The organism is Raskinella chloraquaticus (SeqCode) (genome assembly GCF_021731865.1).
Lineage (GTDB): Bacteria > Pseudomonadota > Alphaproteobacteria > Rhizobiales > UBA4765 > Raskinella > Raskinella chloraquaticus.
The window spans coordinates 35892-50967 of record NZ_JAKFWN010000045.1 but is presented as its reverse complement, the minus strand read 5'-3'; the positions used below and the strand labels follow the sequence as shown (position 1 = coordinate 50967).

The window sequence follows — 15076 nt, the reverse complement described above, 5'->3', positions numbered from 1 at the left end:
ACAAGAGCGTCCACGATGTCGCCCTGTTCGAAGTCGGACAGATTTTTCATGGCGGCGAGCCGGGCGAGCAGAGCATGTCAGCCTGCGGGATCAGGAGGGGACTTGCCAAAGTCAATGGCGCCGGGCGCCACTGGCAGGGCAGCGCCAGCGCCGATGTTTTTGACGTCAAGGCGGACGCGCTCAGCCTTCTTTCTGCGCTCGGCATCAATGCCGACGCGCTACAGCTGACGCGCGATGCGCCGGCCTGGTTCCATCCCGGCCGCTCAGCAAGTCTGCGCCTCGGGCCGCTCGTGCTGGGATCTTTCGGCGAATTGCACCCGCGGACCTTGAATGCGCTTGACGTCGGCGGAACCTTGCTGGGCTTCGAGATCAACCTCGACCGACTGCCAAAACCCAAAGTGAAGGCGACCCGCACCAAAGGCCACCTCGCCTTGTCGGTGCTGCAACCGGTGCGGCGTGATTTTGCTTTTGTGGTACCTTCAGGCGTGGCGGTCGGCGATCTCATCAAAGCGGCGCGGGGAGCGCAGAAAGACCTCATCTCGCGGGTGAGTGTGTTTGACGTCTATGAGGGCAAGGGCGTCGGCGAGGGGCAGAAATCGGTCGCCATCGAAGTGACGCTGCAGCCACAGGACAAGACGCTGACGGATGCCGAAATCGACACGGTCGCGGCAAAAATCGTCGCCGAAGTCACGAGGGCAACTGGGGGGTCATTGCGCAGCTGAACCGGTGCCGACATGATGGGCATCGGAGAGGTGCGATGACCCGCTACAGCTACCAATCGTTTCCCTATGTGACGCCGCCTGAATTATCAGGTGCTGCTCCCTTTGATGCCCAGGTGATCATCGTCGGGGCCGGGCCGGTGGGGCTCGCGGCTGCGGTTGACCTGGCGCTGCACGGGATCAGGAGCATCGTGCTTGATGGCAAGGATGTCGTCTCGCGCGGTTCGCGCGCCATTTGCTGGTCGAAGCGGACGCTTGATATTTTCAATCGTCTGGGCATCGGTCGCAGGGTGCGCGCGAAGGGGGTGATTTGGCAGGTTGGCCGCGTCTTTCGCGGCGATAACGAAATTTGCAATTTCAACCTCCTTGCCGAGGACGGCCATGAGATGCCGGCTTTCGTCAACCTCCAGCAATATTATGTCGAGGAATATCTCGTTGCCCGGGCGGCGGACTTTCCCGACCTCATCGATTTGAGATGGCGAAACCGGGTGATTGCCGTCAGCCAGTCGCGTGATCGGGCGATAGCCGACATCGAGACGCCGGACGGTGCCTATCGCCTTGAAGCCCCCTATCTTCTGGCCTGTGACGGGGCGCGCTCGCCGGTGCGCCATATGCTGCGGCTCGATTTTTCCGGCCAGGGATTTCCTGAACGTTTTCTTATAGCTGACGTCGAGATGAAAGCCGATTTCCCGCCTGAGCGGCATTTCTGGTTCGAGCCAAGCTTCCATCAAGGCCAGTCAGCGCTCATCCACAAACAGCCTGATGATATCTATCGCATCGACTTCCAGCTCTCGCCCGATGTCGACCCGCAGGAGGAAGTGAAGCCTGAGCGCGTGCTGCCGCGGGTCAGAGCTGCCGTCCAGGATCGCCCCTTCACGCTTGACTGGGTTTCCATCTACACCTTCCAGTGCCGACGGCTTGAGCGCTTCATCCATGAGCGGATCATCTTCGTCGGCGATGCCGCCCATGTCGTGTCACCCTTCGGGGCACGTGGCGGCAATGGCGGAATTCAGGATGTGGACAATCTGGGGTGGAAGCTCGCGCACGTTCTCAAGGGCGAGGCGAGACAAGCGCTGCTTGACACCTATGATGAGGAGCGCTGCCACGGGGCTGACGAGAATTTACGGCATTCCGCCCGCGCCACCACCTTCATGACGCCCAGGACCCGGGCGGAGCATCATTTCCGCGACGCTGTGCTTGATCTGTCAGCCACTCACGCTTTCGCCCGCCGTTTGCTCAATTCCGGGCGATTGTCGCAGCCCTGCTCGCTTGAGGGGCTGAGGCTGCAGACGCCGGCGCAGGCGGATGGCGGGCTTACCCCTGGCGTGGCCTGCCCGGATGCGCCGGTGACCGCGCCTGGCAGCCACAGCGAGGATTACCTCCTGCACCATCTTGGTGGCAGGTTCTGCCTGCTGGCGATTGATGATGCTACCACTGAGCCGCCTCAGGGACTTGATGTGGTCAGTGTTGGCGACAAGTGCCGGCTCAGTGACAAATCAGGACTGGTGGCGGCGCGCTACGGCTCCAGCGTCAGCTATCTCATCCGTCCCGACCAGCATATTGCGGCGCGCTTTCATCAGCCTCGATCCGGTGAGATCAGGCAGGCGCTGCATCGCGCACTGGCGGGGGCGCCATGAGCACGCGCGACATTGGCGGTGATCGCCTGCAGGAGCGGGGCGATGATCTTTACGCCGCACTTCTGGCAGCGCATCACGGCTTGAGCGACGAGGACAGCGCCCGACTGAACGCCCGCCTCGTGCTGTTGCTTGCCAACGAGCTGGGCGACATCGACACCGTGCTGGCGGTGATCACTGCGGCCAGAGCCGGGTTCACGCCCTGATATCATCCTCAAGCAATTGTCGCAGGGCTGCATCGGGAAGCGGCCTGACACCGAACCAGCGCTCGAAACCCGGCACAGCCTGATGGATGAGCATGCCCAGACCATCGACAGTGCGGTGCCCCAGGGTCCGCGCCTGTCGCAGGAGGTCGGTCTCCAGCGGCACATAGACGATATCGTGAACGATGGCGCCCTGCCTGAGGCTCGCAAGGTCAATCACAAGCGGTGGCTTGCCACTCATGCCAAGCGCCGTCGTATTGACCAGGAGATTGCAGGCAGGGAGGTGGCCGGCGAGGTCGTCCGGCGTGGCGACAGAGACAGCAGCGCCGAAAACGCGCGCCAGCTCATCTGCTCGCACGCGGGTGCGGTTGACAAGCGTCAGTTCAAAACCACGCGACAGCAGGGCAAAGACGGCAGCACGCGCCGCCCCGCCAGCGCCGAGAATAACCGCCCTGCCGCCGCCGCTATCCCAGCCCGGCGCTTTGTCATCAAGATTGGCAAGAAAGCCGTAGGCGTCCGTATTGTCCCCTCGCAGCCGATCCTTCTCGCGCCAGATGGTGTTGACGGCGCCGATGGCGCGGGCAGCCTCAGTGACGCCATCAAGCAGAGGCATCACCGCCTGCTTGTGAGGAACGGTCACGTTGCATCCAGCGTCACCACGCCCGGCCATGGCGCTGATGAAATCACGCAGAGCCTCCGGCGCCACATCAATACGCTCGTAGTCGCCGGCAATCGCATAGAGGCGCAGCCAGTAGCGATGCAGCAGCGGCGAGCGCGAATGAGCGATGGGGTGGCCGATAACAGCGGCGCGTGGTGAATGAGGGCTTGGCATGACCGGTGCCTTGTTCCATGACAGGGGCCGGGATGGCAAGTTTGTATCTTGCACCCGGCGGAGGGCAGGAATTCATGGCGCAGGAGCGCGTGCAGAATCTGTTTGGCCCGCGCCCTCTTCTTCCCAATCGCTGGGACGTTGTGGCCTTCGCGCTCGTCACCGGTGTTTTCGTGCTGCTGGCGATTGGTGCACGGGACACGACGCTGCCGCTTGCCGCACTCCCCAACCCTGCCGTTTCACTCGATCCCCGTCATCTGCCGGAATATGCGCTGCGCACCGTGCTGCGGATGCTGGCGGCCATTGTCCTTGCCACCCTCTTCACCTTCCTCTACGCGCCCCTTGCCGCCAAGAGCCGCCATGCGCGCCTCATCCTCATTCCCGTTCTGGACGTGCTGCAATCAGTGCCGATCCTCGGTTTCCTGACGTTTACGGTGCTGTTTTTTCTTGGCCTGTTCCCGGGGCAGGTACTGGGGGCCGAGCTTGCCGCTGTCTTTGCCATCTTCACCAGTCAGGCATGGAACATGACGTTCAGCATGTACCAGTCGCTGCGCACCGTACCGAAGGATCTCGAAGAGGCGGCCGCCAGTTTCAAGCTCAGCCAATGGCAGCGCTTCTGGCGCCTCGATGTTCCCTTCGCCATGCCCGGCCTGGTGTGGAACGCCATGATGTCGATGTCGGGTGGCTGGTTTTTCGTGGTGGCGTCGGAAGCGATCACAGTGGGCGACACCAGTGTGGCGCTCCCCGGCATTGGCACCTATGTGGCACGCGCCATCGAGGCCCGTGACCTGCCAGCCATCGGCTTTGCGATGCTCACCATGCTCATCGTCATCCTCATCTACGATCAGCTGCTGTTTCGCGTGCTGGTGGCGTGGGCCGACAAATTCCGGTTCGAACAATCGGTCTCGAGCGAACCGCCGTCATCATGGGTCTACAACCTCTTCCGTCGCACACGCCTGTTGCGCGCCCTTGTGGCGCCGCTGGCGCGTGGCCTTGGCACCATTGCCGCCTGGCGGTTTAGCCTGCCGCTCCCCGCTATCCCTCGGACCGCCGGCAACGGGCGGCAGCGTCTCCTCGATGCCCTCTTTTTTGTGGCCATCGCTGCCCTCAGCGGACTGGCGCTATGGCGCATCATCTCGTTTCTTGGCGCGACGATCGGGTTGTCGGATGTTCGGCATGCCGTGACGCTCGGCTTTGCCACGCTCGCCCGGGTGATCGTCCTGATGATCGCTGCCAGCCTGATCTGGGTACCAGTAGGGGTGTGGATCGGCTTGCGCCCGCGGCTTGCCGAAATCGCCCAGCCCTTGGCGCAGTTTCTCGCCGCTTTCCCCGCCAACATCGCTTTTCCAGTGGCGGTGATTGCCATTGTCCGCTTCGACCTTGATGCCAATGTCTGGCTGAGCCCGCTGATGATCCTGGGCACGCAATGGTATATTCTTTTCAATGTCATTGCCGGGGCGAGCGCCTTTCCCTCCGATCTCGGGGAGGCAGCTGCAAGCTTTCATGTCAGAGGCTGGAACTGGTGGCGCAAGGTGATTTTGCCCGGAATTCTGCCCTATTACGTGACAGGCGCAGTGACGGCCTGCGGCGGCTCCTGGAACGCGGCCATCGTAGCTGAAATCGCCAGTTGGGGCGACACCAGGCTGGTCGCCTTCGGGCTGGGGTCCTATATCGCCGAGGCAAGTGCGGCTGGCGATATCGCCCGGGTTGTGCTGGGCGTGACGGTGATGGCGCTCTTCGTGATCGCCTGCAACCGTCTTGTCTGGCATCCGCTCTACGCCTTCTGCGAACGGCGCGTCAGACTAGCATGATGCAGGAACCGCCCGACATGACATCATCCGCCCCGGCACCTTTGCTCAGATTATCGGGTATTACCCGCAGCTTTCCCAAGGGGAGCGGCGATGACATTCTGGTGCTTGATAACGTCGATCTGAGAATCGAGCGCGGCGAGATCGTCGGCCTCCTCGGCCGTTCGGGTTCGGGCAAGTCGACCTTGCTGCGCATCATCGCCGGGCTGATCACGGCCTCGCACGGCACTGCCCAATATCGCGGGCAAGACATCAACGGGCCGCCGGATGGCGTCGCGATGGTGTTCCAGTCCTTTGCACTCTTTCCGTGGCTGACGGTGCTGGAGAATGTCGAGCTTGGGCTTGAGGCGCTCGGCATCGACGAGACCGAGCGCCGGCGCCGGGCGCTCGCTGCCATCGACCTCATCGGTCTTGACGGCTTTGAATCAGCCTTCCCCAAGGAGCTTTCGGGCGGCATGCGCCAGCGCGTCGGGTTTGCCCGCGCGCTTGTTGTCCATCCTGATCTTCTGCTGATGGATGAACCGTTTTCTGCGCTTGATGTCCTGACGGCGGAAACGTTGCGCACCGATCTCATCGACCTGTGGATCGAAGGTCGCCTTCCTATAGCCTCAGCACTGATGGTGACCCACAACATCGAAGAAGCGGTGCTGATGTGCGACCGCCTGCTCATTTTTCAGTCGAATCCGGGGCGGGTTGCGGCTGAGATCAAAATCACCCTGCCACATCCGCGCAACCGCCTCGACCCCATCTTCCGCCAGCTTGTCGATTCAATTTATGCCCGCATGACCGAGCGCCGCGAACAGCGCCAGCCAAGCCATGAGGGTATTCCCGGCAGCGGCGTCGGCATGGTGCTCAACATGGTTTCAACCAACGTACTCTCCGGCCTCATCGAGGCGGTGGCGGGAGCACCCTATCAGGGCAAGGCCGATCTGCCGGAACTGGCGCAGGCGCTGCAGATGGAAGCAGACGAGATGTTTCATCTTGCCGAGACATTACAATTGCTGCGCCTTGGCGATGTATCGGAAGGTGACCTGCGTCTGAGCGAGGCTGGCAAGCGTTTCTCAGGCCTCGACACGGACGGGCGCAAGCGCCTGTTTGCCGATCATCTGGTGGCCTATGTGCCGCTCATCGGCCTCATCAAGCGGGTGCTTGATGAGCGCCCGAGCCATAGCGCGCCTGCTGCCCGGTTCCGTAACGAACTTGAAGACTATATGTCGGAGGATTACGCTGAGGAAACGCTGTCAACTGTCATTTCATGGGCGCGTTATGGCGAGATCTTTGCCTATGACGAGCATCTCGAACAATTCAGCCTCGAAAATCCGCACTGAGCAGGTTTCGCCTCTCGCCACCCTCGATATCGCTGGCAGGGAACAATCCGGCCTGCCGCCCGTTTCAATCAGCGGGCGCGGCGGCACGGGTAGCAGCCGCCGCGAAAAGAGGATCAAGCCATGAAAAATCTGCGTCTTGCCGGCGCCTTGTGCGTCGCTATTGCCGGAACCATTGCCGGCGCCATGTCACCAGCTTCAGCCGAAACAAACATCAGGGTCGGGACGTTGCGCTGCGACGTCAAGGGCGGCATCGGTCTGGTGATTACCTCTAAAAAAGACATGCTCTGCTCGTTTCGGCCGGTCAATGGCGGGTCGGAGCGCTACGTCGGGACGATCAGGAAATTTGGCATCGATATCGGAGCAACCGACCGCGCCATGATCGGCTGGGCTGTTTTCGCTCCATCGAAGGGTCGCGCCAAGGGAGCCCTGGCCGGCAGTTATGTCGGCGCGACCGGCGAGGCAACGCTTGGCGTCGGCGTGGGTGCCAATGTGCTTGTCGGCGGGTTCCACCGCTCGCTCACCCTGCAACCGCTGTCGCTGGGCGTCCAGCAGGGTATCAACGTCGCCGCCGGCGTTGCCGATCTTGAGCTTCGTTCCGTCCACTAATTCACAAACGACGCCACTAAAAAGGGTCTTCTGCCTGGCAGAAGGCCCTTTTCGGTCTGCTCCCCGCCTGTTTCACCGTTTGACCTCTTTGCTGGCGCCAGCAACCTGCTAATCTCGTCCCAACAAAAAACGACGAGGAGGTCGGCCATGGACGGGATAGGACGGCGTGAGATATTGGCGGGCGCATTGGCAACTGGCGGTGGCGCGCTGCTTGCAGCACCCGTGGAAGCGCAGGCGATCAAGACGCCTTTCACAATCCAGCCGACGATGATCCCCATCGCCGGCTCCGACATGATGTTTCCGGTCCGGCGCATTTATTGTATCGGTCGCAACTACGCCGCCCATGCCCGCGAGATGGGTTCCGACCCCACACGCGAGCCGCCCTTCTTCTTCCAGAAGCCGACTGACGCCATCCAGAATGTCGGCATTGGCACGGTTGCCGATCATCCCTATCCCTCGCTCACCAAGAATTATCATTACGAGGTCGAGCTGGTGGTGGCGCTGAAATCGGGAGGGCGCAACATCCCCCAGGAGACAGCGCTCGATCATGTTTTCGCCTATGCGGTTGGCCTCGACATGACCAGGCGTGATCTGCAGCGCGCGATGGGCGACCAGAAGAAGCCGTGGGAAATAGGCAAGTCCTTTGACCGCTCGGCGCCTCTGGGGCCGCTGCACACCGTCGACAAGGTGGGCCATGTCGGCGATGCCAGGATATCGCTGGCGGTTAATGGCACGATCAAACAGGATGCGACGCTTGCCCATATGATCTGGTCGGTGGCCGAGCAGATCGCCAAGCTGTCGCAAGCCAATGAGCTGCATGCCGGCGACATCATCTATTCCGGCACGCCGGAGAATGTCGGGCCGGTGATCGTCGGTGATACGCTGTTGTGCAAGATCGACGGCCTGCCCGATCTGGCGATCAAGATCGTCTGATCGATATTCGTCCGTTTTCTCAATCGCGAGGGCATATTCAGCAATGTCGAGCGCGTTCACTCCGGGTTTTCTCCCCCGCTGCCGTCCAGATCCTGTTCCGGCTATCTATCCATTGCCGGAATATCTGGCGGAGGGCAGCCGCAAGGCTGATTACGAGGACACCAAGGCGATACTCCAGGTGCCTTGGATGGGCGTCGTTACCATGTCGTTTTCGCATTATCGCCATTTCTACAAGGCGCTGTGGGGCGGGTTGCGGCCGCTCTTTCAGTCAGCCGAGCTGGCGGAGCGCTGTGTAGCACTGCGCCTCAAGGCCGAAGGTCTGGTCGCCGGGCTGGCACCGCCGTCGATAATCGAGCGGCTGAAGGCCACCGGCTACGCGCCGCGCGAGATCGACGCCATTTGCGACATCAACACGGTGTTTCATATCGGTAACCTTCCCTATGTGCTCATGGCGACCTATGCTCGCCTGCTGCTGGAAGGCCACGAATTGTCGACGGTGACAGCGACGATGCCTTTCGCCGGTCGCCACGCGCCACCGTCCTTGGCCCCGTTCGTGCTGATGGAAGCTCATCATGCTGATCAGCCGACACGAGCCATCTATGACGACGTCAAGGCGCAGCTTGGCCTGCCGCTCGTCAACACCGATTACCGGGCCTTTGCCCGCTGGCCCAGCTATTTTGCCACGGCTTGGCAGGACCTGCGTTCGCATCTGCAGACGCCCGGCTATGAAGCCATCGTCAGGGCCATGCACGAGGCCGTAGTCCAGGCCGCGCTCAGCCTGCCAAATCCGGGCGGCCTGACCAGCGCCATCCTGCGAGACGCCGCCCGGCAGGAAGGCAGTTTTGACGAGGTGCATCGGACAGTTCAGCTCTTCCAGTGGCTTCTGCCCGGCCTCATCATCAACGTCGCCTATTTCCGCGCCCAGCTGTGAGGGGTGGGCGCAATCGATATAAATAAATCGCCGCAAGGTTTTTTTGTATGTCAGGAAAAGCACATGGCAGGCACACCGCATAATTCGTTCAAGAAGAAGCTCGGCCGCCAGCAACAACTCGGCATCTGGTCGACACTCGCCTCACCCCAGCTTGCCGAATTGCTTCTGGGGTGCGGTTTTGACTGGATGCTGATTGATACCGAGCATTCGCCCAACGATCTTTCCAAAGTGATCGAGCATCTGCGTGCCGCCGAGGCGCGCGGCGTGCCGGCTGTCGTGCGCCCGTCATGGAACGACACGGTCGAGGTCAAGCGGCTGATGGATCAGGGAGCGCAGAGCCTGTTGTTTCCCTATGTGCAAAATCCCCAGGAGGCAGCGGCGGCGGTGGCGGCCACGCGCTTTCCGCCTCATGGCAATCGCGGCGTGTCAGGCGGCTCGCGTGGGGCCGGCTACGGGCTATGGCCGGATTATTTCAAGCGCTACGCCGATGAAGTGTGCGTGCTCGTCCAGATCGAGACGGTGTCAGCGCTGGCTCAGATCGAGGCTATTGCTGCCGTCCCCGGTGTCGATGGCGTGTTCATCGGCCCCGCTGACCTTGCCGCCGATATGGGGCATCTTGGCAATCTCCAGCATGCCGATGTGCAACAGGCCATCGATGACGGCTTTGCCCGGCTGAAGGCGATCGGCAAGCCATCCGGCTATCTCACGACCAATGAAGATGAGATTGTCCGCCGTATTGCCGCAGGTGTCGATTTCGTGGCGGTAACAACCGATGGCGCGCTGATTGCCAAGGCAGCGAGCGCCCTCATGCACCGGCTGCGCCAGGGTTGAATATGTGTCAGGCGCGCGGAATGGTTCGCGGTCGGGCGCGGCCGGCCTGGGCTGCGAGCCGGACGGAGGCGTTGGCTGCGCCATAACCGGCATAGCCGGCACGCTCCACAAATTCGAAGAAGAAGCCGCCATCGCGGGTGCCGGTGTAGGATTGCAGGAAGATACCGGCGGCATCACGGTCGTAGAGAATATTCAACGCCTTGTAGCGCGCGATTTGGGCAGGCGTCAGATCGGTACGCGCTTCCAGATCATCGTAATAATTTTCCGGCACCGGCAGCATGTCGACACCTGCCGCCGTCAGCGCCGTGACAGTGGCGGCAAGATCGCTGGTGGCAAGGGCGATGTGCTGGACGCCGGAGCCGAAGAAATCAGTCACAAAGCGCGCTGACAGGGTATGATGGCTCTGCGATCCGTTCAGCACCAGCCGCAGGCCGGCGCCTTTGTCGATGCCACTCTCGATGACCTGGCTCTGAACGACGCCACCGGGGTCGATGACAGCCTGGCTTGGCGTTTTGCGCGTGTTGAAGAGCGAGGTATAGAACAGCAGCCAGGTAAGCATTTCCTCGTAATGCATGGCTTGCGAGATGTGATCGATGCGGGTGAGGCCGGATCCTGTCGTGGACCTACCGGTCGGCGCGAAATCAATATCCGCCCAGCGCGCCAGACCCTCGCTGTGATCGAGAAAATAGATGAGACTGCCGCCCACGCCGCGCACGGCGGGAATGGCAAGTTCACCGGGACCGATCGTCCCTTCATGCGGGATATCGAGCAGGGCGCTCGCGCGTTGCGTCGTGGCGGCGGCGTCCCCTACCCGCAGGCCCAGCGCGCACACCGATGTGCCATGGCTGATCTGGTAGCTGCGGGCAAAGCCATCTGGATCACTGTTCAGAATGATGCGGATATCGCCCTGCTGCCATAACGCGACATCCTTGCTGCGATGGCGGCCGGCTTCGACGAAGCCGAGTTGGCTGAGCCATGTCTCGAAGGCTGCGCGCTCGCCGTCCTCAACCGAGAATTCGATAAATTCCACCCCCTCGATCATCGTCGGAGGCGGCATCGATACGGCGCCGGCAAGGGTTTTTCCCATGCGGCGCCCCGTGTCATCCATCAGGCAGATAAGCGAGCGGTGACCATCAAGCGCGACGGAGCGGGCCGAGCCGGCGCGAAAGCGGTCGTTGAAGATTTCCAGAGAGAGGTAGCCAGCATAACCATTTGCCGCCAGCCCTTCCATCACGGGGCCAAGATTGAAATCGCCCTGCCCCGGCAGACAGCGCCAGTGCCGGCTCCATGACACGATATCCATCTGCAGGCGCGGCGCATCGGCAATCTGCACGAGAAAGATGCGCTCAGCGGGAATGTTGGCCACCACAGAGGGGTCGATATCGCGTGCCAGCATATGGAAGCTGTCGAGAATGAGGCCAAGGCGCGGATGGTCAGTGCGACGGACGATCTCCCAGGCATCACGGTAATCATAGGTATGGCGCCCCCATGACAGGGCTTCAAAACCGACCCTCATGTCACGGCGCGCAGCGCGCTCGGCAAGCTCGGCAAGATCGTGCGCGGCACGATCAACACCGCCCACCGCATCGGCGGCAACGGTCGAACAGACAAAGAGAAGATCGGTGCCCAGCTCCTGCAAGAGGTCGAATTTGCGCTCGGCGCGATCAAAGGCGCGCTGGCGCTTCGCGTCAGGCATGCCTTCAAAATCGCGGAAGGGCTGGCAGGTGACGATGGCCAGTCCAAGATCAGCGCAGCGCTGGCGGATCTCGCGCGGCGTGCCGGGAAAGGTGATGAGGTCGTTTTCGAAAATCTCGACCGCATGGAAACCGGCAGCAGCGATCGCCTCCAGCTTTTCGGGCAAGCTGCCGGGGATGCAGACGGTCGCCATCGCGGTCTTCATGGCGGCGCTCCTCAATAGGTGATGTGGGCGCGGGCGCGCAGAATATCCGGGGTGGTGGTCGGGAAGCCGAAAAATTCAAGATAGGCCGGTATCTGCTCAAACAGCATGTCGATCCCGATCTGGATACGGCAGCCCGCGGCCTCGGCGGCATTGAGGAAAGCGGTCTTTTCCTTTTTCATCACCACTTCGCCGACAAAGTTCTGCGGACCAAGACGCGCCACATCAAGCGGCATCGGATCGCCCGCCTTCATCCCCAGCGGCGTCGCGTTGACGACGATATCGGCACCCGCCGGGTCGTTTGAGCCGAGGGTCATATTCAGATCGGGGTAATGATGGCCAAGCCGCTGTGCCAGCCCTTCCATGGTGGATGAGCTGACGTCATGGAGACACAAATGCGCAATGCCGGCGCCAGCCAGCGAAGCAGCAATCGCCGAGCCGACGCCCCCGCAGCCAATGACAAGCGCTTGCCGGCCGCCGACGATGCAGCATTTCCTCATCAGCCCACGAACAAAGCCTTCGCCATCGAACATATCGCCGATGAGCCGGCCATCGGCGAGGCGGCGCACCGCGTTACAAGCCCCGGAAATCTCGGCTGTTGGTGACACCTCATCCATCAGGTTCAACGCGGTTACCTTGTGCGGCATGGTGATGAGGGCGCCGTGAAAATTGGTGAAGCGGCAGATGGCGGGAAAGGCGGTGGCGAAATCCTCCCCCTTCACGCCCATCGGCACGACGACGGCATCAAGGTTGATGCTGTCAAAATAAGGATTGTAGATCATCGGCGCCTTGAAGGTTGACGTCGGGTAGCCGATATGGGCGATGAGCGCCGTATTGCCGTTGATGGTCGCCATGTCGTTTGCCTGGTCGCTGGAGCATCTTGCGCCGGCCTGCTGCCGGGCGCTGGATGATTACGCTGCCGCGCCCATCGCCCCGCCCAGAAAAAGCTGGGCGATGCGCGGGTCGTTGAGAATATCGTGAGCCGGTCCGTGGAGGCGGGTCTGGCCCAGTTCGAGGACCAGACCGTCATCGGACATTTCTAGCGCCATGCGGGCGTTCTGCTCGATCATCAGGATGGTGACGCCCTTGGCGCGCAGCTCCTTCAGAATGGCAAACGTTTCCTGCACGAGAAGGGGTGACAGGCCGATGGACGGCTCGTCGATGAGAATGAGCTTGGGGTCGAGCAGCAGGCCGCGCATGATTTCCAGCTGCTTCTGCTGACCGCCCGAAAGGGTGGAGGCCTGGACGTCGGCTTTCTCGCGCAAAGCGGGAAAGCGGTCGAGCGCGGCCTCGATGCGCTGGGGCAGGTCGGCGATGTTGGCCGCCGCGACAGCGCCGAATTCAAGATTATGGCGCACCGACATTTCCGGAAAAATATTGCGCCCCTGCGGCACATAGACGATGCCGGCCTCGATGAGACGGCGCGGCGACCAGCCGGTGATGCTCTGCCCGTCGAAATGGATCGATCCGGCACGCAGCTTGAGAAGGCCGAAGATCGCCTTGAAAACGGTTGATTTGCCGGCGCCATTGGGGCCGATGACCGTGGTGATGACACCGCGACGCACCTCGAAGCTGGTGCCGTTGAGGATGGTCATCGAGCCATAGCCGGCGATGATACCATCGAGTTTCAGAAGCGGATTGTCCATGGTCTCTGCCCTCAATGTCCAAGATAGGCGTCAATCACCGCCTGATTGGCCCTGATGTCGGCAGGCGTGCCGATCGCCAGCACCTTGCCTTCCGCCAGCACGACGACGCGGCTGCACAGGCTCATGACGAAATCCATGTTGTGCTCGATGACGACGAAGGTGGCGCCCTGCTCCTCATTGATCGCTTTGAGGCGCTCCTTGAGATTTCCCAGCATCGTCAGGTTGACACCACCTGCCGGTTCATCAAGCAGAACAAGGCGTGGGCCGGCCATGAAGGCCATGGCGGCATCGAGCAATTTCTGCTGGCCAAACGACAGACCGCCGGCCCGCTCATCAGCCAGATGCTGCATCTTGAAAAAGGCGATCATCTTGTCGGCGTCAGGCGTGAGCCCGGCATCGCCTGGTCCAAGCAGGCGCGAGAGCATGCTGCCACGATGCTCCTGCCCGGCCAGAATGAGGTTCTCGCGGACGCTGAGCTTGGGGAAGACCTGCAGCAGCTGGAAGGTGCGGCTGACGCCGAGGCGGTTGAGTTGCGACGGGCGAAGCCCGGTCACCCGCTCTCCTTCCAGCCAGACCTCGCCGGAGCTTGGCGGCAGCTGGCCGAGGATACAATTGAAGAGGGTGGATTTGCCGCAGCCATTGGGGCCGATAATGCCGAGGATTTCGCCCGGCCTGACGTCAAACGAGACGCCGCGTACGGCATGAATGCCGCCGAAGGATTTATGAATATCGCGGACTTCAAGAACCGGCTTCATGGTGCGCGCCCCTCGTCAAGCGTGGGCCTGGCGGCAGCACGCAGGGCGGAGGCGCGTCTGGTTTTGCGCCGGGTCAGCGCTTCGTCGAGAATGCCCAGGATGCCGGAGGGCGACCAGATCAGCAGCAGCATGACGACGAGCGCGTAGATGATGAGATAATACCCCTTGGTGAAGCGCAGCCATTCCGGCAGCAGCACGGCGATGAGCGCGCCAAGGAAGGGCCCGAAGAAAAATCCCTGACCGCCAACGATGACCATCAGCAGCAGGTTGAGCGACAGCACCAGGGAAAAGGGCGTGGGATCGACGAATTCGACGAGCGGCGCGTAAAGCACACCCGACACCCCGCCAATGGCGGAGCCGATGGCAAAGGCCATGAGAGTGTAGCGGCGCGTATCAATGCCCAGCGATTGCGCACGCAGCGGGTTTTCGCGCAGCGCCGTAAAGGCCCTGCCCCAGGGCGAGCGCACCAGCCACCAGGCCATGAGAGACACCGCGCCGAGCGCGCCAAGACAGACATAATAGAAGGCCTGTGCAGAGCGCGTGGAAAAGCCGAAGATGGTGGGGCGAGGAATGCCGAAGATGCCGTAGATACCGCCTGTCAGCCATTGCTCGTTGCGGAAGACGAGGAAGGCCAGCGTGGAGAAGGCCAGCGTCACGAAGGCCAGATAATGGTGCTGCACACGCAGCGCCGGGTAGCCCAGCAGCCAGCCCACCGCAAAGCACAGGATGATGGCAACAATGAGCGCCACCAGCAGCGGCCAGCCGGCACTTGTCATGATGGCAGCCGTATAGGCGCCAATGCCGACAAAGGCTCCTTGCGCGAGTGAAATCTGCCCGGCATAGCCCAGCGTCAGATTAAGGCCGATGGCGGCAATCGTCGTTACCGCCCACAGGCTGAGGATATAGATGCCATAGCGCTCGAGGCCAAAGGGAAGAGCAATGAGCAGCATAATGGC

Annotated in this window: 14 protein-coding genes and 1 pseudogene; 9 read left to right on the top strand and 6 right to left on the bottom strand. The window is 61.8% G+C overall.

Translation table 11 applies throughout. The features are described from left to right. The 3 genes and pseudogenes from ACINK1_RS14615 to ACINK1_RS14605 all read left to right on the top strand — a co-directional run. Window positions 1–722 (top strand): annotated as a pseudogene (locus ACINK1_RS14615) (phenylalanine--tRNA ligase subunit beta); the annotation flags it as partial. 35 nt (window positions 723–757) lie between these two features. After that, window positions 758–2356 (top strand): FAD-dependent oxidoreductase, encoded by a 1599-nt coding sequence (locus ACINK1_RS14610; RefSeq protein ID WP_376802546.1) that lies wholly within the window; start codon window positions 758–760, stop codon window positions 2354–2356. Further along, window positions 2353–2559: a DUF2783 domain-containing protein gene (locus ACINK1_RS14605; protein ID WP_376802545.1), complete on the top strand. Its 207-nt coding sequence runs from the start codon at window positions 2353–2355 to the stop codon at window positions 2557–2559. The genes ACINK1_RS14610 and ACINK1_RS14605 overlap by 4 nt, the downstream gene beginning before the upstream one ends. Here the strand turns inward: ACINK1_RS14605 and ACINK1_RS14600 are convergent. Further along, window positions 2549–3388, bottom strand: coding sequence for a shikimate dehydrogenase (locus ACINK1_RS14600; protein ID WP_376802544.1), 840 nt, complete (start codon window positions 3386–3388; stop codon window positions 2549–2551). The genes ACINK1_RS14605 and ACINK1_RS14600 overlap by 11 nt on opposite strands. A 74-nt stretch (window positions 3389–3462) precedes the next feature. Here ACINK1_RS14600 and ACINK1_RS14595 point away from each other — a divergent pair, with 74 nt between their 5' ends. The 6 genes from ACINK1_RS14595 to ACINK1_RS14570 all read left to right on the top strand — a co-directional run bounded on the left by ACINK1_RS14595 (window position 3463) and on the right by ACINK1_RS14570 (window position 9822). Beyond that, complete coding sequence (locus ACINK1_RS14595) at window positions 3463–5196, top strand: ABC transporter permease subunit (RefSeq protein ID WP_376802580.1); 1734 nt, start codon at window positions 3463–3465, stop codon at window positions 5194–5196. 17 nt (window positions 5197–5213) lie between these two features. Further along, complete coding sequence (locus ACINK1_RS14590) at window positions 5214–6521, top strand: AAA-associated domain-containing protein (RefSeq protein ID WP_376802543.1); 1308 nt, start codon at window positions 5214–5216, stop codon at window positions 6519–6521. A gap of 120 nt (window positions 6522–6641) precedes the next feature. Beyond that, window positions 6642–7127, top strand: coding sequence for a DUF992 domain-containing protein (locus ACINK1_RS14585; RefSeq protein ID WP_376802542.1), 486 nt, complete (start codon window positions 6642–6644; stop codon window positions 7125–7127). 147 nt (window positions 7128–7274) lie between these two features. Beyond that, window positions 7275–8060 carry a fumarylacetoacetate hydrolase family protein gene (locus ACINK1_RS14580; protein WP_376802541.1) on the top strand — a complete coding sequence of 262 codons (786 nt, stop codon included), beginning with the start codon at window positions 7275–7277 and terminating at the stop codon, window positions 8058–8060. A 112-nt stretch (window positions 8061–8172) separates the two neighbouring features. Then, window positions 8173–8991 carry a hypothetical protein gene (locus ACINK1_RS14575; protein WP_395760171.1) on the top strand — a complete coding sequence of 273 codons (819 nt, stop codon included), beginning with the start codon at window positions 8173–8175 and terminating at the stop codon, window positions 8989–8991. 63 nt (window positions 8992–9054) lie between these two features. Further along, entirely contained in the window at window positions 9055–9822 is a 768-nt protein-coding gene (locus ACINK1_RS14570; RefSeq protein WP_376802539.1) for an HpcH/HpaI aldolase/citrate lyase family protein, read from the top strand. Between the two features lie 7 nt (window positions 9823–9829). On the opposite strand, the gene ACINK1_RS14565 is transcribed toward ACINK1_RS14570, so the two are convergent. From ACINK1_RS14565 to ACINK1_RS14545, 5 genes are read right to left on the bottom strand one after another with little or no spacing between them, the layout of a single operon-like run. Further along, on the bottom strand, window positions 9830–11722 hold the full coding sequence (locus tag ACINK1_RS14565) for a bifunctional sugar phosphate isomerase/epimerase/4-hydroxyphenylpyruvate dioxygenase family protein (protein ID WP_395760170.1): 1893 nt from the start codon (window positions 11720–11722) through the stop codon (window positions 9830–9832). A gap of 11 nt (window positions 11723–11733) precedes the next feature. Then, window positions 11734–12573 (bottom strand): shikimate dehydrogenase, encoded by an 840-nt coding sequence (locus tag ACINK1_RS14560; protein WP_376802537.1) that lies wholly within the window; start codon window positions 12571–12573, stop codon window positions 11734–11736. A gap of 57 nt (window positions 12574–12630) precedes the next feature. Next, window positions 12631–13365 (bottom strand): ABC transporter ATP-binding protein, encoded by a 735-nt coding sequence (locus ACINK1_RS14555; protein ID WP_376802536.1) that lies wholly within the window; start codon window positions 13363–13365, stop codon window positions 12631–12633. A gap of 11 nt (window positions 13366–13376) precedes the next feature. After that, the gene (locus ACINK1_RS14550) at window positions 13377–14120 is read right to left on the bottom strand and encodes an ABC transporter ATP-binding protein (protein WP_376802535.1); all 744 of its coding nucleotides are present in this window, start codon (window positions 14118–14120) and stop codon (window positions 13377–13379) included. Further along, on the bottom strand, window positions 14117–15070 hold the full coding sequence (locus tag ACINK1_RS14545; protein ID WP_376802579.1) for a branched-chain amino acid ABC transporter permease: 954 nt from the start codon (window positions 15068–15070) through the stop codon (window positions 14117–14119). The genes ACINK1_RS14550 and ACINK1_RS14545 overlap by 4 nt, the downstream gene beginning before the upstream one ends. Between the last annotated feature and the right edge of the window lie 6 nt (window positions 15071–15076).